Origin of the sequence: Bradyrhizobium sp. ORS 111 (assembly GCF_045571485.1) — a bacterium.
In the GTDB taxonomy this organism is placed as follows: Bacteria; Pseudomonadota; Alphaproteobacteria; order Rhizobiales; family Xanthobacteraceae; genus Bradyrhizobium.
In genome coordinates this window covers 710,074-731,126 of sequence record NZ_CP120701.1, presented here as the reverse complement: position 1 = coordinate 731,126, position 21,053 = coordinate 710,074, and the positions used below count along the sequence as shown (strand labels likewise).

Here is a 21,053-nt window from a genome sequence, read left to right as displayed (position 1 = left end):
CGAAATACTTGCCCGCCGGCGCAATACGCCGCGCTGTTGCGCCCTACGAGCTGCTTGACCGCTAATCGCTCCGACCCAGCATGGTTTCTGCAGGGGTGGCGCCAGGCAAGGACGGGTATTGCCGGCGCTCTGCAATCTGCGCGTCGAATAGTTGACACGTCGGGCAACTCACCGGTACATTTTCATCGTCGCAACAATTAAGCCCGCACCGGAAAATCCGCTGCGGGCTTTTTGAATCGGACAAGACGCTGTCGGCCAATGCACTGCCGAGCGCGCCGAAATTGGCCGCCGCAGCGAACCGAACCGGTGACGACAGCCAGGGCCGACCCCGCCGATAGACGGGCGCCCGGCGAAGACGGTGGGCAAGCCGAACCGGAAGCGACACTTCCGCGCCATCGCGCAAGCCATCCTTCAAGCACTTGCCTTCAAACACCGAAAGCCAACCCAGCCCTCTCCGCGAGGTGCGGTCACGCACGGGCTCACCCGAACGTGTCCGCAATACGCAATATCTGTAGGTGATGACCATGCCTGATTACTCTCTGGTGCCGGTGGACCATCAGCCGGATTTCGATGACTACTCGCTCGTTCCCGTTGACCACGATCCGTTTGCCGCGGATGGCGTAACTCAACAGGCGCAGATTCAACTGGCTCAGTCCCAGCCGCAAGGCCCGCCGCAGCGACAGCCAGCAACGGGAGCCGGTCAGCCCGATGCCGATGCGCCGGCTGCAGGCGGCGATCCCAGCGGTTCGGATCAAGGCGCAGCCAAAGCTGCTCCATTTAGCGGCCACGCTAATCCGACGCCAACAGACTCTCTTCCATCACACCGTGGCGCAATTCCCTTGCTTGAACATGGTAAAGTTGACAGCTATTTTTACGCAAAAAACTCGACTGGCACCCCGCCAGAAGGCCCGCAGGTTACTACTGCCAACCGCAATCTCACAATCACTGCCACTGACAATGCCAAACCTACGAATTTCGGTGGGGTTTATGGACATACGCTAACGTTCTCAGAACCCGGTAGCAATAATTTGAGAACAATCACCGCTGCCGACCCAACTGGTTTGTTAGTGGCGACCCCGGTTGAGGGTAATCCAAACCTCCTGAGTGTCAGAGAGTATAAGGGCTACTAGATAACCGCAGTCGAGCGACACATCCCCGATGTATTGTCGACGGCGGCCGAAGACACGCTGGCCAATGCCGAGTGGCAAATGCGAGTTGGCGAAACGGGACCAAGGGCCGGCTGGAAGCTCGCTTCGCCGCGGTTCGCGCGCAGACCGCTCGCTGATGGACCTCCTCAGCGGATCAAGGACATGGGCCAGCAGCATCTTCTGGGGGACGAAGCCTGCCTCATCGGTGAACACAGGGCGTCGGGAGAGAAGAAGTATCTCGCCGATCTGCCGACCAAATCGGACCTGCGCACGTTAGCGCCACGATCAAAGCCCGATGGATGGGCCTATCAGCAGTTGAAAGAGGAACGGGGCCCGATCACTTCGAGGGACGGTCCCGGAAAGGCCTCCATCATCATGCTCTTATGGCCTTGATCGCGTACCCATTCCTCCAGTACTCGCACCTTGCCGGGCAAGCATCGGGGGTGATGGCGGTCCATTCAAATAGCTAAGTTCGGAGCGCATGATTCGAGGCTTCGTTCTGGAACTTGGATCACGCTTCTGGAAGCGCCATCAAATGGTCCGCGGCACGGCCTTTAGCGCGACGAATCTTCTTTCGCTTTCGACGCAATAGTGGACGTGGTCCGAATTTCTGCCGAAATGGGGACATGGTCCGCATCACAGGGGAAGACATGGAGAGGTCTCATGAAGCTTCTGAAGACCGGGATACTCGCACTTTCGCTAACCGTGACGGCGACCGTTGGGCTGGCTGCGGATTACGAAATTTTCGCTGAGTTTGCGACTGTGGAGACTGGGGTAAACCATTATGCTGTCGAACGCCTCGACCACAAGAACCAGAAGCTTCACCACTGCACAGCAGTCCTCGACGCCGAGACTAAGCAATTAACCGGTCAATGCACCGAGAGGCCCGGCTTTCCGGATAAATCGACCGGCGAAGGACTTAACGTACAGGGAGGGATTTCAAACATTTTTGGGGGATTGCCCGTGTTAGGCTCTTGGAAAATCGATCAGACTACCGGGAAAACTGAGTTCTGTATTTCAGACCCTGGTCAGTGCGTAGAGGTGACTCCGCAATAGACATTTACGAAAAATGCCAAGCTGGCCCAGGCCCGAGTTGGGCGTGGAAATTCATAAGCGAGGCGGACTATATTACTACGATCAGATAGCGCGCGGATTCCAAGACGGAGCGCTCGGCGGTGGCGTGGGACTTGGCGATAACGGTGCGGTCGCACGGGGGCATATGCACTGGGAAGATCAGCGAGAAAGTGAGAGAGATCTAAGAAATGCGGAGGCTTATTCTCAGAAAACTCCAGGTTATAAAGCGTGGGTCGGAACTTGGTATGGGAGCAGGTTGTATTGGCATAACGGCAAGCCAACGGCAGGGCGGATGCCGGATTGGAATCGATACAAATATTGAGTCATGTCGATGAAGGCGATCGCGCTCGCCGGAGCTATATTGCTTCTATTTGCCAGTTCAACGTTATGTATGGCGAACTCTAGTCCCTGGTGTGCGGCGGATGTTGCGATCTTGAGTTTCAAAAATTACAAAGGTCAAGATCTTGCAAGGATCGAGCTTCGTTCCCTCAAACCGGTTTGCGATCGTAACCCGGAAAAGGAAGGGTTTGGAGCAAACTTTGAACGCTCGATGCGCATCGAACACAATGGGCAATGGACTGACGTGCCGACAGCGTGTCTATCCGGTTTTTCTTTTGCGATGGATAGGCTGGCGCTGGAGGGTGACGATCGCGGTCTGGGCATATCTCTTATTGGAAAATCGCCGGACAACGACGAGCGTGTAAAACGCTCGATATACAAATTGGGTGACAGGATTTACTGCTATAAGGTAGAGCGCTATCCGAATGTCGACGATCAGGATCACGAAATTAGGGAGTACAATAGGGACTTACAGTAGGTGCGCCGGGAGACCGGCTCGACACTCTGCGCGAGCGCTTCAGGTCTGGTGTTGCTCGCGAACGTCTGGCGCAAATGCCGCGCCGTCGCGAAGATCGACTCGGTTACCCTCTCATTCCCAAAATGTGAACAAGCAGCGCTCTGAACTCCCGCGAGGCTACTTGGATGTCCGCCCTGCTCTGTTTCGGCCGAATTTTCTGCCGTTCTGAGGAGACCATCCGCATCACGGAGAAAGACATCCAGCGGAAGACTTGGATAGGGCTTTGATGCCAATCGGCCTTACTGCTCCAGCACGAGCCTGCCGTTGGCGTATTCGAAACGCTTCAGCTTCGACAGGAAGGACAGGCCGAGCAGGTTTTCCGACAGCGCCTCGTCGGGCAGCACCATGGCATCGACGTCGCGCACGATGAGGCCGCCGAGCTCGATCATGGCGATGCGGGTGCGCGCCGCCTTGATGGTGCCGTTGGCGGTGGTGACGCGCGCGGTGTAATCGCCCGGCACGGGACGCAGGCCGAAGCGTGCCGCGGAGGTCTCGTTCAGCGCAACCACCGATGCGCCGGTGTCGACCATGAAGCCGATGCGCTGGCCATCGATGCGGCCGTCGGTCGCGAAGTGACCGCGGGCGTCCGGCGGGATCGTCAGCGTGCGGGCGCTGGCTTGCGCCACGGTAAGGGTGGGGGCTGCAGCCTTCGCTTGTGCTGTGGTCGCCGCGGCTGGTGTCATCTTGCTGGCCATCTGTGCCATGAACGTGCCCAGCCCGATCATGATGGCCGCGAAAATCATCAGGTTACGCATGACACCAACTCGGAAAACCGAAAATGCAATTTGACCACGCCGGACATCCCGCCGCGAGCGACGCCATGGGACCGAGCCTGTCATTTTGATGAAAAGGATGAGCGAAGGGTTAATGCGAACCAGTGGAAAGCTCGCTCAGGACGGCCGACCGGCATCGACCGCCTGATCCGGCGTCCGCTGCCATCGTCTCAGGCGGTCCTGGCGACCGGGCTCGGCATCGCCGTACGCAGCGCGTAGTAGACCGCACCGGCAATCCCGACACCGAAGAACCAGCCATAGACCGCCCACCAGGACGGCAACAGCGAGGTGAAGTTCGGCAGGATCGACGAGAACAGCGCGCCGACCGCTGCGGCGACCAGTGCACTGACGTTCCAGCCGTTCTGGAAGCGGTATTCGCCGTCTTCCTGGTACAACGCCGGCACGTTCACCCTGCCCTTCGCGATCAGATAATAGTCGACCATCATGATCCCGAAGATCGGCCCCATCGTCGCGCCGATCAGCCCGACGAACGAGGCTGCGCTGCCCTCCCAGGGCGCGAAGGGATAGAGCACGAGCGCAATCAGCGCCGCGATATAGCCGCCCTTCTTGAAGTCGATCTGCCGCGGGAACACGTTGGAGAAATCGAATGCGGGCGAGACGAAATTGGCGACGACGTTAATGCCGAGCGTCGCCACCGCAAAAGTGATCGCGGCCAGCAGCGCCAGGAACCAGCTATCGAACTTCGCCGAGATCTGGTCGGGATGCAGCAGCACCTCGTGATAGACATTGAACGCCGCGATGGTGGTGACGCCGGCGACCAGCGAGAACAGGATCAGGTTGACCGGCAGGCCCCAGATATTGCCCTTGCGCAGCGCGGCCGCGTCAGGCGCGTAACGCGAGAAGTCGCAGAAGTTGAGATACAGTGCCGCGAAATAGGTGATCCAGGTCGCGGCGACCGCGCACAGCGCGGGCCACGTGCCGGGCTCGCCGGGCACGCCGGCGTCCTTGGTCTTCTCCAGCAGCACGTCCTGCGGGATCGGTGCGGTGAGCGAGATGCCGCCGGCCATGATGCAGAGATAGATCGCGAGGATCAGCATCATGAGCCACACGGCCGGGCCCGCCCAGTCCTGGAAGCGACGCACCGTCTCCATGCCGCGCTGGATGATCAGGAGCTGCAGCGCCCAGATCACGACGAAGCAGATGACCTCCAAGCCGGAATGGCCGAGCACATGGGTGGACTGATGGAACGACTTGAAGCCATCGATGCGGGTGAGCAGCGCGACGATCGCGCCCGATGCCGCCGCCGTCTGCGCGCCGTACCAGAAGCAGGCAACGATGGCGCGCACCAGCGCCGGGATATTGGCGCCCCATACGCCGAACGAGGCGCGCGCCAGCACCGGATAGGGCACGCCGGTCTTCACGCCGGCATTGCCGATCAGACTCATCAGGAAAAAGATCACCAGCGAGCCGACGCCGATCGCCAGGATGAAGTTGACGAAGCTGCCGCAGAGCAGGAACAGGCTGGCCGCGAGATAGTAGCCCCAGAGGCTGTGGACGTCAGAGGTCCAGACGTTGAAGATGCTGAAGGCGCCCCAGTTGCGCTCCCTGGCCGGCGCCAGATCCTCATTGTAAAGCGACGGCGATGCGTTCTTGATCTCCAAGGCAGCCTCCCCACAAAGTGCAAGCCTGTGATCCCGACGCGCAAATCTAACCACCGTTTGCCGACGCCCGCCAGCGCCACAACCGGGAATGATCAGGAAAAGTGGGGGCAGCAGGTCCGTCAGTTCACGGTCTAATCTTACTGCGTTGCAGATGTTGTATCTCCTCATCCTGGGGGGACCGCGAAGCGGGCGTCTCGAAGGATGTAGGCCACAGATGGGGCCTTATGGTTCGAGACGCGCGTTCCGCGCTCCTCACCATGAGGGTTACGGGGTTTGTGACGCAGTAAGACTAAGTGCCGCGCGGTTTCACCCGCCGGGTCGGCATCGCGTTGGCGGGATCCTCTGGCCAGGGGTGGCGTGGATAGCGGCCGCGCAGATCGGATCGCACGGCGGCGTAACTGCCGCGCCAAAAACCCGGCAGGTCGCGCGTCACCTGCACCGGCCGCTGTGCCGGCGACAGCAGCTCCAGCACCAGCGGCACCGCGCCCTTCGCGATCGAGGGATGGGTGTTGAGCCCGAACAGCTCCTGCAACCGCACCGCGATTGTCGGCCCCTGCTCGGCCTCATAGTCGATCGCAAGCTGCGTGCCGGTCGGCGCCTCGAAATGCGTCGGCGCCTCGCGATCGAGCCGGGCCCGCAGCTCCCATGGCAGCAGCGCCATCAGCGCATCCGACAGGTCGCCGGCGGAGAGATCCTTCAGCGCGATCTTGTCGTACAGCGCCGGCGCCAGCCAGTCGTCGGCGCGGGCAGCAAGCGCGGCATCGGACAGATCGGGCCAGCTCTCGCCCTCGGCCTTGCGCAGGAACATGACGCGGTCGCGCCATTGCTTGGCCTGTTTCGACCAGGGCAGCCGGTCGAGCCCCGCGGCAATCAGCCCATCGGCGAAGATCCGCGCGGTCTCAGCCGATGGCGACAGCGACATCGGCGCTTCCGACAGCGTGATCGCATGCAGCGAACGCCTGCGGCGCGCACGCAGCGCCATCGCGCTGCGATCGAAGGTCACCTCTTCGATCGCTTCGATCTGGTCGGCGAAGCGTTGCTCGATCTCGTCCTGGGTGATCGGCGCCGCCAGCAGGATGCGGCCGCTGGCGGCCGTGCCGGTCAGCTCGGCGACGGCAATGTAAGGTGCCCGCGCCAGCGCCGCGGTCTGCTCGACAGCGGCACCGCGGCCATTGGCGAGCACGAAGCTGCCATTGCCGCGATTCTTCGCGACGCGATCCGGGAAAGCGAAGGCCAGCATCACGCCGGTGGAGAGATCTCCTTCATCAATCGCTGCCGCCTTTGTGGGCCCCCCTCCCCGGCCCTCCCCCGCAAGGGGGGAGGGAGAAGAGGGACGTGTTTCAGATCGTTCGACCTGCGCGGCCCAACGCTGCGCCATGCTGCGCGCGCTCGTTGCACGCTGCGAACGGTCGCGGCGGAACTGATCCAGCCTGACATCGAGATCGACGCTGTCGCCGCCGAGGCCGCGCTCGGTCAGGACGGCCGCGATCATCGCCGCCTCTTCGGCTGCGCCGAACCGCGCCGAATCCACGATCATGCGCGCCAGCCGCGGCGGCAGCGCCAGCGCGCGCAGGCTGTTGCCCTCCGCGGTGATGCGGCCGTCGCGATCGAGCGCGCCGAGCTCGCTCAGCAGCGATTTCGCCTCCTTCAGCGCCGGCGCCGGCGGCGGATCAAGGAAGGCAAGGCCGGCAGGATCGCTGACGCCCCATTGCGCGAGGTCGAGCACCAGCGACGACAGGTCGGCGGACAGGATTTCGGGCGCGGTATAGGCCGGGAGCGACGCGGTTTGCGGCTCGTCCCACAGTCGGTAGCACACGCCGGGCTCGATGCGGCCGGCACGGCCGCGCCGCTGGTCGACCGCTGCGCGCGAGGCGCGAACGGTTTCCAGCCGCGTCAGCGCAATATCAGGCTCGTAGCGCGGCACCCGCGCCATCCCGGAGTCAACCACGATGCGGACCCCCTCGATGGTCAGCGACGTCTCGGCGATCGACGTCGCGAGCACCACCTTGCGGATGCCCTTGGGCGCCGGCGCGATGGCGCGGTCCTGCACGCCGGCCTCGAGCGCGCCGAACAGCGGCACGATCTCGACCGAAGGATCCTGCACACGCTCGGCGAGCAAGGCCTGGGTGCGGCGGATTTCGGCCGCACCCGGCAGGAAGGCGAGCACCGAACCGGCATCGGCACGCAGTGCAGTAGCGATCGCGTCCGCCATCTGGCGCTCCAGCGGCACATCGACCTTGCGACCGAGATAGCGGGTCTCGACCGGAAAGGCGCGGCCCTCGCTTTCGACCACCGGTGCATCGCCGAGCAGCTTCGCGACGCGCGCGCCGTCGAGGGTCGCCGACATCACGAGGATGCGCAGGTCTTCGCGCAGGCCGGTCTGCGCGTCGCGCGCCAGCGCGAGCCCGAGATCGGCGTCGAGCGAACGCTCGTGAAATTCGTCGAACAGCACGGCGGCCACACCGTTGAGCTCGGGATCGTCGAGGATCTGCCGCGAGAAGATGCCTTCGGTCACGACCTCGATCCGCGTCGTGCGCGACACCTTCGAGCCGAAGCGGACGCGATAACCGACCGTCTCGCCTGCGCGTTCGCCGAGCGTCTTCGCCATCCGCTCGGCACTGGCGCGCGCGGCGATGCGGCGCGGCTCCAGCACGATGATCTTCTTGCCCTTCGCCCAGGACGCATCCAGCAGCGCGAGCGGCACGCGCGTGGTCTTGCCGGCGCCGGGCGGAGCGACCAGCACCGCGGCGTTGTGGCCGGCGAGCGTGCGGTCGAGCTCATCGAGCACGGCATCGATGGGAAGCGGCGTATCAAACTTGCGCGGCAAAACCAATCATCCGTCATCACCCGCGCAGGCGGGTGATCCAGTAACCACCGTCGTGCCCGGCCGCAAAGACCGGGCCTACTGGATACCCCGCCTAAGGCGGGGATGACAGTGGCATTGAGGTTAAGCCCGCGGCAACGGCGCGCGGCCGACGCTGTCGTAGGCAAAGCCGTGGGCAGCCATATCCTCGGGGCGATAGATGTTGCGCAGATCGATCACGACCGGCTGCCTCAGCTCCGCCTTGAGCCGATCGAGGTCGAGCGTGCGGTACTGCACCCATTCGGTGACGACGACCATGGCGTCGGCACCCTTCGCGCACGCATAGGGATCGTCGCAATACTCGATATCAGGCAGCTCCTTGCGTGCCTGCTCCATGCCGACCGGATCATGCGCCCGCACCTTGGCGCCCATGTCGAGCAGGCCGGTGACGAGCGGGATCGACGGCGCCTCGCGCATGTCGTCAGTGTCGGGCTTGAAGGTGAGACCGAGCACCGCGATGGTCTTGCCGCGCAGGCTGCCGCCGGAGAGGCTCGCAACCTTGCGTGCCATGGCACGCTTGCGATTGTCGTTGACGCCGAGCACCGCCTCGACGATGCGCAACTGCACGTCGTGGTCCTGCGCGATCTTGATCAGCGCACGGGTATCCTTCGGGAAGCAGGAGCCGCCGAAGCCCGGCCCCGCGTGCAGGAACTTTGAGCCGATGCGGTTGTCGAGACCGATGCCGCGCGCGACCTCCTGCACGTCGGCGCCGACCTTTTCGGAGAGATCGGCGATCTCGTTGATGAAGGTGATCTTGGTCGCGAGGAACGCGTTGGCGGCGTATTTGATCAGCTCGGCCGTGCGCCGTGCCGTGAACATCAGCGGCGCCTGGTTGAGCGACAGCGGCCGGTAGATGTCGCCGAGCACCTTGCGGCCGCGTTCATCTGATGTGCCGACCACGATGCGATCGGGGAACTTGAAGTCGCGGATCGCGGCGCCCTCGCGCAGGAATTCGGGATTGGAGGCGACGACGACGTCGGCCGCGGGGTTGGCCTCGTGGATCAGTCGCTCCACCTCATCACCGGTGCCGACCGGCACGGTCGACTTGGTGACGACGACGGTGAAACCCTTCAGCGCCGCTGCGATCTCGCGCGCCGCGCCATAGACATAGGTGAGGTCGGCGTGACCATCGCCGCGCCGCGACGGCGTGCCGACCGCGATGAAGACCGCATCCGCCTCCGCAACCGGCGCCGCCAGATCAGTGGTGAATTCGAGCCGCCTGGCCTTCACATTGGCCGCGACCAGCGCGTCGAGACCGGGCTCGAAGATCGGGATTTCGCCCCGATGGAGCGCCGCGATCTTGCTGGCATCCTTGTCCACGCACGTCACCTGGTGGCCGAAATCCGCAAAACAGGCGCCCGACACCAGCCCCACATACCCCGTGCCAATCATGGCAATGCGCATGAAACAACCCGCTTTCTATGGTTAACGACCCCTGGGATTCGTGCGCCTCTTAGAACATTTACCGGCCAAGGGAAACGTGGAAAAGCACCGGCCCCGCGGCATGTCATTTGTATGAATAAAGGAGAAAGCAACCGATCGGGCCGATGATGCACCCGATCACGCCGAAACAGGACAAAGATGACCATAAACGGCACAGCCGCTGCGACAGACCGTTCCACGAGGGGCGCCGGCGGGCGCGTCGACTGGGTCGACTATGCCAAGGGTATCTGCATCGTCATGGTCGTGATGATGCACTCGGTGCTGGGCGTGGAGAAAGCCGCCGATCAGACCGGCTTCATGCATTATGTGGTGATGTTCGCGAAGCCGTTCCGGATGCCCGACTTCTTCCTGATTTCCGGGCTGTTCCTGTCGGTCGTGATCGATCGCGATTGGCGCACCTATCTCGACCGCAAGGTGATGCACTTCGCTTATTTCTATGTGCTGTGGGTGACGATCCAGTTCGGCTTCAAGGCACCGTCGCTCGCTGCCGAAACGGGCTGGGGTCAGGTTGGACTGCTGTATCTCGAATCCTTCATCGAGCCGTTCGGCACGCTGTGGTTCATCTATCTGCTGCCGATCTTCTTCGTCGTCACCAAACTGACACGCAATGTTCACCCGCTTGTCATCTGGCTGATCGCCGCGGCGCTCGAGATGACGCATCTGACGACGGGCTGGACGGCGATCGACGAGTTCTGCGCGCGCTTCGTCTATTTCTTCACCGGCTACATCCTCGCCGATTATGTGTTCGCGTTGTCGGACCGCGCCCGGGCGCGGCCTTTGCTTGCGCTTCTCGGGCTGGGGCTCTGGGCGCTCGTCAATGGCGGGCTAGTCGCGCTCGACGTGAGCGAATGGCCGCTTCTCTCGTTGGCGCTCGGCCTCTCCGGCGCCTGTGCGATCATCGTGATCGGTACGCTCTTGGCGCGTGCGCATCGGCTCGATTTCCTGCGCTTCTGTGGTGAGCACTCCATCGTCATCTACCTCGCCTTCTTCCTGCCGATGGCCGCGACGCGGACGGCCCTGCTGCGGATCGACGTGATCCACGACATCGGCCTGATCTCGCTGATCGTGACCGCCGCCGGCGTGGCCGGCTCCCTCCTGATCTGGCGCCTGGCGCTGGCGGCACGGGCCAATTTCCTGTTCGAGCGGCCCGATGCGTTCTGGATTGCGCCAAAAAAGGCCGCGCCCGCGCTGCAAGCGGCCGGATAAGTCCCGGTAGTGCTGAAAGTCACGGCCGGATTCGTTCCAAACGGGCGGTCTCCGGCCGATCGAATTTTCCGCATATTGAAATGATTGGCCTTTTGGTCCCGAATGTTTCGTCGCAGAGCGCCCGACGAAACAATTCTCCCGCTCACGAAACCATTTTCCCCTTTTCGCGCAGACATCCGGAAACGGGCAGTCACTAACAATTCTCCCAACGAACCGCCGCCAAACGGCGAATTGGGAGCCTGTCATGCCGAACGTCATCGCCATCAACGCCGCAGCCAAGAAGCATATTGCCGCTGCCCGCACGACCTCGGATGAAATGCTGCTCGCCAGCATCGCCAACGGTGACCGCACCGCGATGCACGTCCTGTATTCCCGTCACAACGTTCGGGTCTACCGCTTCGTGCTGCGCATGGTGCGGGACAGCACGATCGCCGAAGACCTGGTCAGCCAGGTGTTCCTGGATGTCTGGCGCACCGCCTCGCAGTTCGAGGGCCGTTCGCAGGTTTCGACCTGGCTGCTGTCGATCGCCCGTTTCAAGGCGCTGACCGCACTGCGCCAGCGCAAGCACGAAGACATCGATCAGGAAGACGTGCTTGAAATCGCCGATGGCGCCGACACGCCGGAAACCTCGCTCGATCGCACCACCACCAGTGAGATCCTGCGGGCCTGCGTCGCCAAGCTGTCGCCGGCCCACCGCGAGATCATCAACCTCGTCTACTATCATGAGAAGTCGGTCGAAGAGGCCGGGCTGATCATCGGGATCCCGCAGAGCACGGTGAAGACCCGGATGTTCTATGCCCGCAAGCAGCTCGCCGATCTCCTCAGGGGTGCCGGCGTCGACAGCGTCGCTGCGTAAATAAAGCAAGTTCAATACATTAGATGAATATCACGCGGGCCGGACCGACGGCCCGGGAAACCGAAAAAGTTCAGCGACGAAACAATTGAAACACACCACGACATCGGCCCGAAAAATTCGATCGCTACGCTCTTAAACAACGACGCAACGCCACCATCTAGTGAATCAGGTTCGAGACTTTCCAAGTTAACCTCCCAAGCTAACCTCCCAAGTGACCTCCAACGACCCGGCCGGGATGCCCCCCTGCCGGGTCGCTCTATGTCTGGCGGGTCGATCCCTCAGGTCAGGATCCGACGAAGCTTCCGGCGCGGCTTCGTGAAGCCGAGCGCGGCTGGTCTCACATGGACGTGACGGCGCGCGCGAGCGAAGCGCGTAACGCCGTGAGTCATTGCCGCGAACAGCATCATGGGTCCCCGGCACTGTTCGATAGGCCGGGACTGCTGACGGATGGACCACGATGCTCAGTCTCGCTCTCGCGCTGCTCGCCGGTGTCGCGACCGTCGCCGCGCCTTGCACCCTGCCGATGCTGCCAATCCTGCTCGGGGTATCGATAGGCCAGACCCGCAAGGCGCGGCCGGCGATGATCGCACTCGGCTTCGTGATGTCATTCTCAATCGTGGCGTTGCTGCTGAGCGCGATCACGCGCGCCTTCGATTTCGATCCGAACGTGCTGCGGACGGGAGCTGCGATCCTGCTTGCCGGCTTCGGTCTGCTCATGATCTGGCCGGCGCCGTTCGAATGGCTGTCGATCCGGCTGGCCGGCCCTACCGGCGGCAACCTCGCCGGCACTGTCCCGTCACAGGGGCTGTTCGGCGGCTTTCTGCTCGGCGGCACGCTTGGCCTGGTGTGGACGCCCTGCGCTGGACCGGTGCTCGGCTCGATCCTCACCATCATCGCGACCGCAAATGACACCGCGTGGGCGAGACTGCAGCTCGTTACCTATGCGATCGGCGCGGCGATTCCGATGCTTGCAATCGCCTATGGCGGGCAGGCCGTTACCAGCCGCGTGCGCAGCATCGCGCGGATTTCGCCGCGCCTGCAGCAGGGCTTCGGCGTCGTGATCGTCGCATTCGCTGCACTCTCATACCTGCAATACGACACGCTGATCGTGGCGTGGCTGACCCGCTTTTATCCCAACGGCCAGATTGGCCTGTAAGTCTCGAAAGGAGATCTCGATGTCCCTGCGCTTGATTGCCGTGTCCGCGCTGGTGGCCGGCCTTGGCCTGGGCGGCGCCGTCATTCCCGGCCTGTGCACGGAGGCCGATGCGCCGGCGCGGCCCATTGCGATGACCGCAGCCATGGTGGCCGAGCAGAGCCGGACCGCGCCCGAGTTCGTCGGCATCAGCAACTGGTTCAATTCACAGCCGCTGAAGCTCGCCGATCTGCGCGGCAAGGTCGTGCTGGTGGATTTCTGGACCTATGGCTGCGTCAACTGCGTCAACACCCTGCCGCACGTCACCGAACTTTATTCAAAGTATCGGGATCGCGGCCTGGTCGTGATCGGGGTCCACACGCCGGAATTCCCGTTCGAGCGCTCCGCCTCGAATGTGCAGGCGGCGTTGAAGCGGCACGGCATCCTCTATCCGGTGGCGCAGGACAACAATTCGCAGACCTGGAACGCCTATCGCAATCAGTATTGGCCGGCGCAGTACATCATCGACCAGAACGGCAAGATCGTTTTCCAGCATGACGGCGAAGGGCAGTATGAGCAGATCGACCGCACCATCGCGCGGCTGCTCAACGCCGGCGCCTAGGAGGGCTGAATCCGCGCAAACCGGAATGGTTTTTTCCGCAAAGATCGAGCCCGAACAATGAGATGAGGTGGCGATGCGATGGTATCCATCGCATCGCCGTCCTCGGACAATCCGCCCCGTATTGTCGGTCATCCCCGCCGTGCTAGGGTTCTTCCAGAGTGGGCGCGCTCCCGAAACCTGGAAGACGGTCTTCGGACAGATTGCGCTCCGAATGGACGACGGACGGTGCGTCATGTTCGAAGGCTGGGATGCGGTTGTACTCGCGCGCGCACAGTTTGCTTTCACGATGTCGTTCCACATCGTGTTCCCCGCTTTCTCGATCGGGCTTGCGAGCTACCTCGCGGTGCTGGAAGCGCTGTGGCTTGCCACCGGACGCGATGTCTACATCAACCTGTTCAATTACTGGCTGAAGATCTTCGCGGTCGCTTTCGGCATGGGCGTGGTGTCGGGCATCGTGATGTCCTACCAGTTCGGCACCAACTGGTCGGCGTTCGCGGACAAGACCGGCCCGGTGATCGGCCCGATGATGGCCTATGAGGTGCTGACCGCGTTCTTCCTCGAGGCGGGCTTCCTCGGCGTGATGCTGTTCGGGCTCGAACGCGTCGGCCACAGGCTGCATTTTATCGCGACGCTGATGGTCGCGATCGGCACGCTGATCTCGGCGTTCTGGATCCTGTCGGCCAACTCCTGGATGCAGACGCCGGCCGGTTATACCGTCAATGCCGACGGGCAGTTCGTCGCCGCCGACTGGCTGAAGGTGATCTTCAATCCGTCATTCCCCTACCGGCTCGTGCACATGGTGCTGGCGGCGTATCTCACCACCTCGCTCGTGGTCGGTGCGGTCGGCGCCTTTCATCTGCTGCGCGACCAGCATCTCGCCGGCCCGCGCGTGATGTTCTCGATGGCGATGTGGATGGCGACGCTGGTGGCGCCGATCCAGATCCTCGCCGGCGACCAGCACGGCCTCAACACGCTCGAGCATCAGCCCGCCAAGGTGATGGCGATGGAAGGCCACTTCCAGAGCCACAAGGACGGCGCGCCGCTGGTGCTGTTCGGCTGGCCCGACATGGCCGATGCCAGGGTGAAATACGCGATCGAGGTGCCGAAGCTGTCGTCGCTAATCCTGAAGCACTCGCTCGACGCTCCGCTGGCCGGCCTCGACACCGTGCCGCGCGAGAACTGGCCGCCGGTGCCGATCACCTTCTGGGCGTTCCGCGTCATGGTCGGGCTCGGCTTCCTGATCTTGGGCCTCGGCCTGTTCAGCCTCGTGATGCGCCTGCGCGGAAAGATGTACGAGACGCGGCTGCTGCACCTGTTCGCGATCGCGATGGGACCGGCCGGCTTCATTGCCGTGCTCGCCGGCTGGATCACCACCGAGACCGGCCGGCAGCCATTCACCGTCTATGGACTGTTGCGAACGGCCGATGCGGTCTCGCCGCTCGCCGCGCCCGCGGTCGGCTCCTCGCTGATCGCCTTCATCATCGTCTATTTCGCCGTGTTCGTCGCCGGCGTGGTCTACATCCTGCGGCTGATGGCGCAGCCGCCGCATCATGGCGAGCAAGGCCCGTCGCATGACCTGCCGGCGCGCGCCGCCGGCATCACGCCGGCCGCAGGCGCTGCCGTGGAGGGCGCACGATGAGCTTCGCCGCCGACCTCGCCACGATCTGGGCCTTCATCATCGCCTTCGCCGTGTTCGTCTACGTCGTGATGGACGGCTTCGACCTCGGCCTCGGCATCCTGTTTCCGCTGTTTCCGCAGAAGGCCGACCGCGACGTGATCATGAACAGCGTGGCGCCGGTATGGGACGGCAACGAGACCTGGCTGGTGCTCGGCGGCGGCGGCATGATGGCGGCGTTTCCGCTGGCCTATGCGGTGCTGATGCCGGCGCTCTACACGCCTGTCATTGCGATGTTGCTTGGCCTAGTGTTCCGCGGCGTCGCGTTCGAATTCCGCTGGCGGACGCAGAAGGCGCGCAACAAGTGGGATATCGCCTTCGCCGGCGGCTCGCTGCTCGCGGCGCTGGCGCAGGGGATTGCGCTCGGCGCGATCCTGCAAGGCATCCATGTCGAGGGACGGCAATATGCCGGCGGCTGGTGGGACTGGCTGACGCCGTTCAGCATCCTGACCGGCGTGGCGCTGGTGATCGGCTATGCGCTGCTGGGCGCCACCTGGCTTGTGATGAAGACCGAAGGCAATTTGCGCGACCGCGCTTACCATTTGAGTTGGGTGCTTCTGATCGCGATGCTTTGCGCGATCGGCGCCGTCAGCATCGCGACGCCGTTCCTGCACGTGCAATACACCCATCGCTGGTTCGCCTGGCCGAATATCATCCTGACCGCGCCGGTGCCGATCGCGGTCGCCGCCGTTGCCGTGCTGCTGCTGCGCGCGCTGACCAACAAGTACGACTACCAGCCGTTCTTCCTGTCGCTGGCGCTGTTCGCGCTGTCCTATGCCGGGCTCGGCATCAGCATGTACCCGTATATCGTGCCGCAGAGCATCACGATCTGGCAGGCGGCTGCGCCGGAAAACAGCCAGATCTTCATGCTGGTCGGCGTCGCGGTGCTGATCCCGCTGATCCTCGGCTACACCGGCTGGGCCTACTGGGTATTCCGCGGCAAGGTGCGGCCCGGACACGGGTACCACTGATGCCGCCGGATCCTGTCCCGCGCCCGCTCGGCCGGCGCCTCCTGTGGTTCGCTGCGCTTTGGCTCGGCGGTGTTGGCACGGTCGCCTTGGTCTCCTTCGCCCTGCGACTCTGGATCGCGCCGAGATGAGCTCGGTCGAGCGGTGACGCGGCGATCCAAAAACGGGAAGCATTACAGCGGGATACCACCTGTGCGTGCCCCAAGCTTGCCATCAAGCTGTCACTGAGATTTGATGTTCGCGCGATTTGAGTGGCGCAGGCAGTTGGCCTGCGCCGAGAAGGGGAGCTTTGCATGACGAAACTTCGCCACCTGGTCTGGATGGTGACCGCCGTGGTCGGTCTGGTGCTATCGACGTCGCAAGGCTTTGCGCAAAGCCGCCCCGACGTCGACGAGCCCGGCCTGGTCCCCGACGAAAACTACCAGCTCGATCCGGAGTGGCAGAAGCAGGTCGTGTACTACCGCACCAACGAGGCACCGGGCACCATCATCATCTCCACCGCCGAGCGTCATCTTTATCTCGTCCAGGGCAACGGCCGCGCACTGCGCTACGGCATCGGTGTCGGCCGCGAAGGCTTCCAGTGGCAGGGCCTTCTGAACATCACCCGCAAAGCGGAATGGCCGGACTGGACGCCTCCGCCGGAGATGATCGCACGCCAGCCCTACCTGCCGCGTTTCATGGCGGGCGGCCCCGGCAATCCGCTCGGGGCGCGCGCGATGTATCTCGGCACCACGGTCTACCGCATCCACGGCACCAACCAGCCCGACACGATCGGCACCGCGATCTCCTCGGGCTGCTTCCGCCTCGTCAACGCCGACGTCATGGATTTGTACGGCCGCGTCCCGGTCGGCACCAAGGTGATCGTCCGGCAGAAGCCCCAACTCTAGCCTCCAGCCCGCCTTCATCAGCCCACTCACTTTCCCTCATTGGCGAGATACATCCATGCGTACATTTCGAGGCGGCCTGACGATCGGGCTCGCGATCGCCGTGCTGGTCGCGGCCGCCGCCATCACCTACGAGCGCTACGACACCCGCACGCTGAAGCGCACGCAGCGCCGCGGCGAGGTGCTGTGCGGCGTCAACAAGGGCCTGCCGGGCTTCTCGATTCCCGACGACAAGGGCAATTGGACCGGCTTCGATGTCGACTTCTGCCGCGCGGTGGCGTCAGCCATCTTCGACGATCCGTCGAAGGCGAAGTTCGTCCCGCTCGACGCCAGCGAACGCTTCAAGGAGTTGCAGGACCGCAAGGTCGACATCCTCTCCCGCAACTCGACCTGGAGCATGTCGCGCGAGACCAATTACGACCTCTATTTCCCAGCGGTCGCCTACTATGACGGCCAGGGCTTCATGATCCCGCGTGCGCGCAACATCGATTCCGCGCTCGACCTGGACGGCAGCAAGGTCTGCGTGCAGGCCAACACCACGACCCAGCTCAACCTTGCCGACTACTTCCGTGCCAACAACATGAAGTACACGGAGATGAAGTTCGACAAGCTGGACGACGTCGTGAAGGCCTACGACTCCGGCCAGTGCGACACCCTGACGTCGGACGCCTCGCAGCTCTACGCGCTGCGGCTCAACCTTTCCAAGCCTAACGACCAGGTCATCCTGGCCGACATCATCTCAAAGGAGCCGCTTGCGCCGGTGGTGCGGTTGCGCGACGACGACTGGATGATGATCGTGAAATGGACGCTGTATGCCATGATCAACGCCGAGGAGCTCGGCATTACCTCCAAGAACATCGACGAGGCGCTCAAGTCGAAGAAGCCCGAGGTGATGCGGCTGGTCGGCACCGAGGGCAGCTATGGCGAGGATCTCGGCCTGACCAAGGACTGGGCCGTGCGCATCATCCGCCACGTCGGCAATTATGGCGAGGTCTACGACCGCAACGTCGGCAGCGGCTCCAACCTGAAGATCCCGCGTGGCATGAACCAGCTCTGGAACGCCGGCGGCGTCCAATACGCGCCGCCGATCCGGTGACGACGGTTTAGCGGACGCGCTCTGCCACAGCCTCAACTGTCATCACCCGCGAAAGCGGGTGATCCAGTACGCCGCGGCCTCTCGATTCGAGTGCTGGCGTCTCTGGAATACTGGGTCGCCCGGTCCCGTCTCCACCAAGGCTTCGACGAGGCCTGCGATTCAGGCCCGCCGAAGCTTTAGCGGAGGCGGCAAGCCGGGCGATGACAGTGTAGTGTGCGGCGAGACACCTGCCCTCAATACCCCTTGCAGCGCGCCAATTGATCGGCGTGGAAATTGCTGTCGCCGAACAGCTCCTGGCAAACCCGGGCGCGCTTCATGAAGAAGCCGATGTCGAACTGGTCGGTCATGCCCATGCCGCCATGCATCTGCACGCCTTCCTGCACGGCCTGCGTCGCCGTGGTGCCCGCGCGCGCCTTGGCGACCGCGACCGCGGTGCCGGCCTTGTCGATGTCGGCATCGAGCGCCTGCAGCGCCTTCAGCACAGCGGCACGGGTGATCTCGATCTCGATATAAAGTTGGGCAGCCCGGTGCTGCAGCGCCTGGAATTCACCGATCGCCTTGCCGAACTGCTTGCGCTCCTTGAGGTAGGTCACCGTGCGGCCGAACACCTCTTCGCTCAGGCCGACCATTTCGGAGGCGACCGCGCCGCGGCCGACATTGAGCACGCCCTCGAGCAGCCCACTTCCCTGATCGACCTCACCGAGCACGCTGCCGGCATTGACCTCGACATTGTCGAACACGATGCGCGCCGCATTATGCGAATCGACCATCGCGGTACGTTCGACCGCGAGGCCCTTCGCCTTGGGATCGACCAGGAACAGTGTCAGCCCGTTCTTGTCGCCGGCGGCGCCCGCCGTGCGCGCCGCGACGATCAGCAGATCAGCGGTGTGGCCGTCGACCACGAACGCCTTGTCGCCCGAGAGATTGAAGCCGTTGCCGGAACGCGCCGCCTGCAGCTTGGTCTGCAGCGGGCGATGCTTGGCGCCCTCGTCGATGGCGAGCGCAGCGAGCAATGAGCCGTCGGAAATCTTCGGCAGGTGCTGCGCCTTCTGCGCCTCGCTGCCGCCGCGCGACAGCGCCGATGCCGCCACCACTGATGTCGCCAGAAACGGCGAGGGCATCAAGGTGCGGCCGATCTCCTCCATCACGATGCCGGCCTCGACGCAGCCGAGCCCGCTGCCGCCGAATTTTTCCGGCACCAGGAGACCGGAGAAGCCCATCTCGGCAAAGGTCTTCCAGAGCTCGCGGGAGAAGCCGGTGGCATCCTTGGAGTCGCGCAAGCTGCGCAGATGCGATACCGGCGCCTTGTCGCTGATGAGGCCGCGCGCGCTGTCGCGCAGCATGGATTGTTCTTCGGTGAGGACGAGGGCCATTGGTGGATTCCGCTCTAGATATCTTCGATTGATTTTCACTGTTGCCCCTCATGGTGAGGAGGCGCTCTGGCGCCGTCTCGAACCATGAGGCCGATATCGGGGCCTCATCCTTCGAGACGCGCGTTCCGCGCTCCTCAGGATGAGGAATTTGCAATCACGCCCCCGGCAAATCGAGGATGCGCTTGGCGACGATGCCGAGCATCACCTCGCTCGTGCCGCCCTCGATCGAGTTCGCCTTGGTGCGCAGCCAGGCGCGCGGCCGGGCGCCGCCCCTGGAGCGCTCGCTTTCCCACTCCAGCGCGTCGATGCCGCCCGCCGACATCAGGATCTCGTAGCGGCGCTTGTTGAGCTCGGTGCCATAATATTTCATCGCCGACGAGAACGCCGGATGCGATTGCCCGGCCTTGGCGAGATCGACCGCGCGTTCCGCGGCGGCGGCGAGCGCCGCCTCGTCGACTTCGAAGGTCGCGATCTGGCTGCGCAACTGCGCATCGTCGAGCTTGCCTTGCGCGTCCGCGCCGACGGAATCGGCCGCGATCTGGCCGAGCGGACGGCCGACGCCGCGCTCGCCCATCCCCGAGATCATCGCGCGCTCGTGCTGCAGCAGATACTTGGCGACGTCCCAGCCACGGTTGACCTGACCCACGACGTGCGACTTCGGCACCCGCACATTGTCGAAGAAGGTTTCGCAGAACGGCGAATAGCCTGAGATCAGCAGGATCGGCTTGGTGGACACGCCCTTCGACGTCATGTCGAACAGGATGAAGCTGATGCCGTCGTGCTTCTTCGCCGCCGGATCGGTGCGGACCAGGCAGAAGATCCAGTCGGCATAGTTGGCGTAGGAGGTCCAGATCTTCTGGCCATTGATGATGTAGTCGTCGCCGTCGCTCTCGGCTCGGGTCTGCAGCGAGGCGAGATCGGAACCGGCGTTCGGTTCGGAATAGCCCTGACACCAGCGGATCAGGCCCGCGGTGATGTCAGGCAGATGTTCCTTCTTCTGTTCCTCGGTGCCGTATTTCAGCAGCGCCGGCCCGAGCATGGAGATGCCGAACGAGGTGAGCGGCTGTCGCGCGCCGATTGCTGCCATCTCCTGGCGGACGATCTTGGCTTCCTCGCCGTCGAGGCCGCCGCCGCCATACTCCGTCGGCCAGTGCGGCACGGTCCAGCCCTTGTCGCGCATGCGCTCGAACCAGACGCGCTGCGGCTCGGAGGAGAACTTGGCGTTACGCCCGCCCCAGAACGTATCGCCATCCGACGTCATCGGCTTGCGCATCTCCGGCGGGCAATTCTGCTCCAGCCAGGCGCGGGTCTCACTGCGGAATTTCTCGAGGTCAGCCATGGTGCGTTTCCGGTCAAAATCGATGAATTGAATCGACCTTAGCCAGCGCCCCGTGGAATTCAATATGTCTTGCGAGCGCGCCATGCGCAGCCGTCGCTGGTCACTCCGCCCGATCGGGTGTAT

At 63.5% G+C, this 21,053-nt stretch carries 18 protein-coding genes and 1 pseudogene; 13 read left to right on the top strand and 6 right to left on the bottom strand.

All coding sequences use genetic code 11. From position 1 onward, the window contains the following. Positions 1 to 524: 524 nt before the first annotated feature. The 4 genes and pseudogenes from P6U30_RS03335 to P6U30_RS03320 all read left to right on the top strand — a co-directional run bounded on the left by P6U30_RS03335 (position 525) and on the right by P6U30_RS03320 (position 3,039). Positions 525 to 1,130: a hypothetical protein gene (locus tag P6U30_RS03335; protein ID WP_407168121.1), complete on the top strand. Its 606-nt coding sequence runs from the start codon at positions 525 to 527 to the stop codon at positions 1,128 to 1,130. 12 nt (positions 1,131 to 1,142) lie between these two features. Beyond that, positions 1,143 to 1,576, top strand: a pseudogene (locus tag P6U30_RS03330) (IS701 family transposase); the annotation flags it as partial. Positions 1,577 to 1,811: 235 nt separating this feature from the next. After that, positions 1,812 to 2,204 carry a hypothetical protein gene (locus tag P6U30_RS03325; protein ID WP_407168120.1) on the top strand — a complete coding sequence of 131 codons (393 nt, stop codon included), beginning with the start codon at positions 1,812 to 1,814 and terminating at the stop codon, positions 2,202 to 2,204. 349 nt (positions 2,205 to 2,553) lie between these two features. Next, complete coding sequence (locus P6U30_RS03320; protein ID WP_407168119.1) at positions 2,554 to 3,039, top strand: hypothetical protein; 486 nt, start codon at positions 2,554 to 2,556, stop codon at positions 3,037 to 3,039. Between the two features lie 278 nt (positions 3,040 to 3,317). On the opposite strand, the gene P6U30_RS03315 is transcribed toward P6U30_RS03320, so the two are convergent. From P6U30_RS03315 to P6U30_RS03300, 4 genes are all read right to left on the bottom strand, one after another. Further along, positions 3,318 to 3,833 (bottom strand): TIGR02281 family clan AA aspartic protease, encoded by a 516-nt coding sequence (locus P6U30_RS03315; protein ID WP_407149985.1) that lies wholly within the window; start codon positions 3,831 to 3,833, stop codon positions 3,318 to 3,320. A gap of 188 nt (positions 3,834 to 4,021) precedes the next feature. Next, complete coding sequence (locus tag P6U30_RS03310) at positions 4,022 to 5,473, bottom strand: NCS1 family nucleobase:cation symporter-1 (protein ID WP_407168118.1); 1,452 nt, start codon at positions 5,471 to 5,473, stop codon at positions 4,022 to 4,024. 289 nt (positions 5,474 to 5,762) lie between these two features. Continuing rightward, entirely contained in the window at positions 5,763 to 8,300 is a 2,538-nt protein-coding gene (gene hrpB, locus P6U30_RS03305; RefSeq protein WP_407168117.1) for an ATP-dependent helicase HrpB, read from the bottom strand. A gap of 120 nt (positions 8,301 to 8,420) precedes the next feature. Then, positions 8,421 to 9,740: a UDP-glucose dehydrogenase family protein gene (locus P6U30_RS03300; protein ID WP_407168116.1), complete on the bottom strand. Its 1,320-nt coding sequence runs from the start codon at positions 9,738 to 9,740 to the stop codon at positions 8,421 to 8,423. A 177-nt stretch (positions 9,741 to 9,917) separates the two neighbouring features. Here P6U30_RS03300 and P6U30_RS03295 point away from each other — a divergent pair, with 177 nt between their 5' ends. The 9 genes from P6U30_RS03295 to P6U30_RS03255 all read left to right on the top strand — a co-directional run bounded on the left by P6U30_RS03295 (position 9,918) and on the right by P6U30_RS03255 (position 18,218). Then, positions 9,918 to 10,985 (top strand): acyltransferase family protein, encoded by a 1,068-nt coding sequence (locus P6U30_RS03295; protein WP_407168115.1) that lies wholly within the window; start codon positions 9,918 to 9,920, stop codon positions 10,983 to 10,985. A gap of 244 nt (positions 10,986 to 11,229) precedes the next feature. After that, complete coding sequence (locus tag P6U30_RS03290) at positions 11,230 to 11,841, top strand: sigma-70 family RNA polymerase sigma factor (RefSeq protein WP_407149978.1); 612 nt, start codon at positions 11,230 to 11,232, stop codon at positions 11,839 to 11,841. A gap of 457 nt (positions 11,842 to 12,298) precedes the next feature. Continuing rightward, complete coding sequence (locus tag P6U30_RS03285; RefSeq protein ID WP_407168114.1) at positions 12,299 to 12,997, top strand: cytochrome c biogenesis CcdA family protein; 699 nt, start codon at positions 12,299 to 12,301, stop codon at positions 12,995 to 12,997. Between the two features lie 19 nt (positions 12,998 to 13,016). Further along, positions 13,017 to 13,595, top strand: a complete 579-nt coding sequence (locus tag P6U30_RS03280; protein WP_407168113.1) for a redoxin domain-containing protein — start codon at positions 13,017 to 13,019, stop codon at positions 13,593 to 13,595. Positions 13,596 to 13,827: 232 nt separating this feature from the next. Beyond that, a complete protein-coding gene (locus P6U30_RS03275) occupies positions 13,828 to 15,234 on the top strand; it encodes a cytochrome ubiquinol oxidase subunit I (RefSeq protein WP_407168112.1) in 1,407 nt (468 codons plus the stop codon). Then, positions 15,231 to 16,241, top strand: coding sequence for a cytochrome d ubiquinol oxidase subunit II (gene cydB, locus P6U30_RS03270; protein WP_407168111.1), 1,011 nt, complete (start codon positions 15,231 to 15,233; stop codon positions 16,239 to 16,241). The genes P6U30_RS03275 and cydB overlap by 4 nt, the downstream gene beginning before the upstream one ends. Next, the gene (locus tag P6U30_RS03265) at positions 16,241 to 16,369 is read left to right on the top strand and encodes a DUF2474 domain-containing protein (protein WP_407168110.1); all 129 of its coding nucleotides are present in this window, start codon (positions 16,241 to 16,243) and stop codon (positions 16,367 to 16,369) included. The genes cydB and P6U30_RS03265 overlap by 1 nt, the downstream gene beginning before the upstream one ends. Positions 16,370 to 16,531: 162 nt before the next feature. Then, positions 16,532 to 17,125 (top strand): L,D-transpeptidase, encoded by a 594-nt coding sequence (locus tag P6U30_RS03260; protein WP_407168109.1) that lies wholly within the window; start codon positions 16,532 to 16,534, stop codon positions 17,123 to 17,125. Positions 17,126 to 17,180: 55 nt separating this feature from the next. Further along, entirely contained in the window at positions 17,181 to 18,218 is a 1,038-nt protein-coding gene (locus P6U30_RS03255) for an amino acid ABC transporter substrate-binding protein (protein WP_407168108.1), read from the top strand. A gap of 233 nt (positions 18,219 to 18,451) precedes the next feature. Here the strand turns inward: P6U30_RS03255 and P6U30_RS03250 are convergent, their stop codons facing one another. Both P6U30_RS03250 and P6U30_RS03245 read right to left on the bottom strand, forming a co-directional pair. Beyond that, complete coding sequence (locus P6U30_RS03250; protein WP_407168107.1) at positions 18,452 to 19,591, bottom strand: acyl-CoA dehydrogenase family protein; 1,140 nt, start codon at positions 19,589 to 19,591, stop codon at positions 18,452 to 18,454. 154 nt (positions 19,592 to 19,745) lie between these two features. Then, positions 19,746 to 20,930 (bottom strand): acyl-CoA dehydrogenase family protein, encoded by a 1,185-nt coding sequence (locus P6U30_RS03245; protein WP_407168106.1) that lies wholly within the window; start codon positions 20,928 to 20,930, stop codon positions 19,746 to 19,748. Between the last annotated feature and the right edge of the window lie 123 nt (positions 20,931 to 21,053).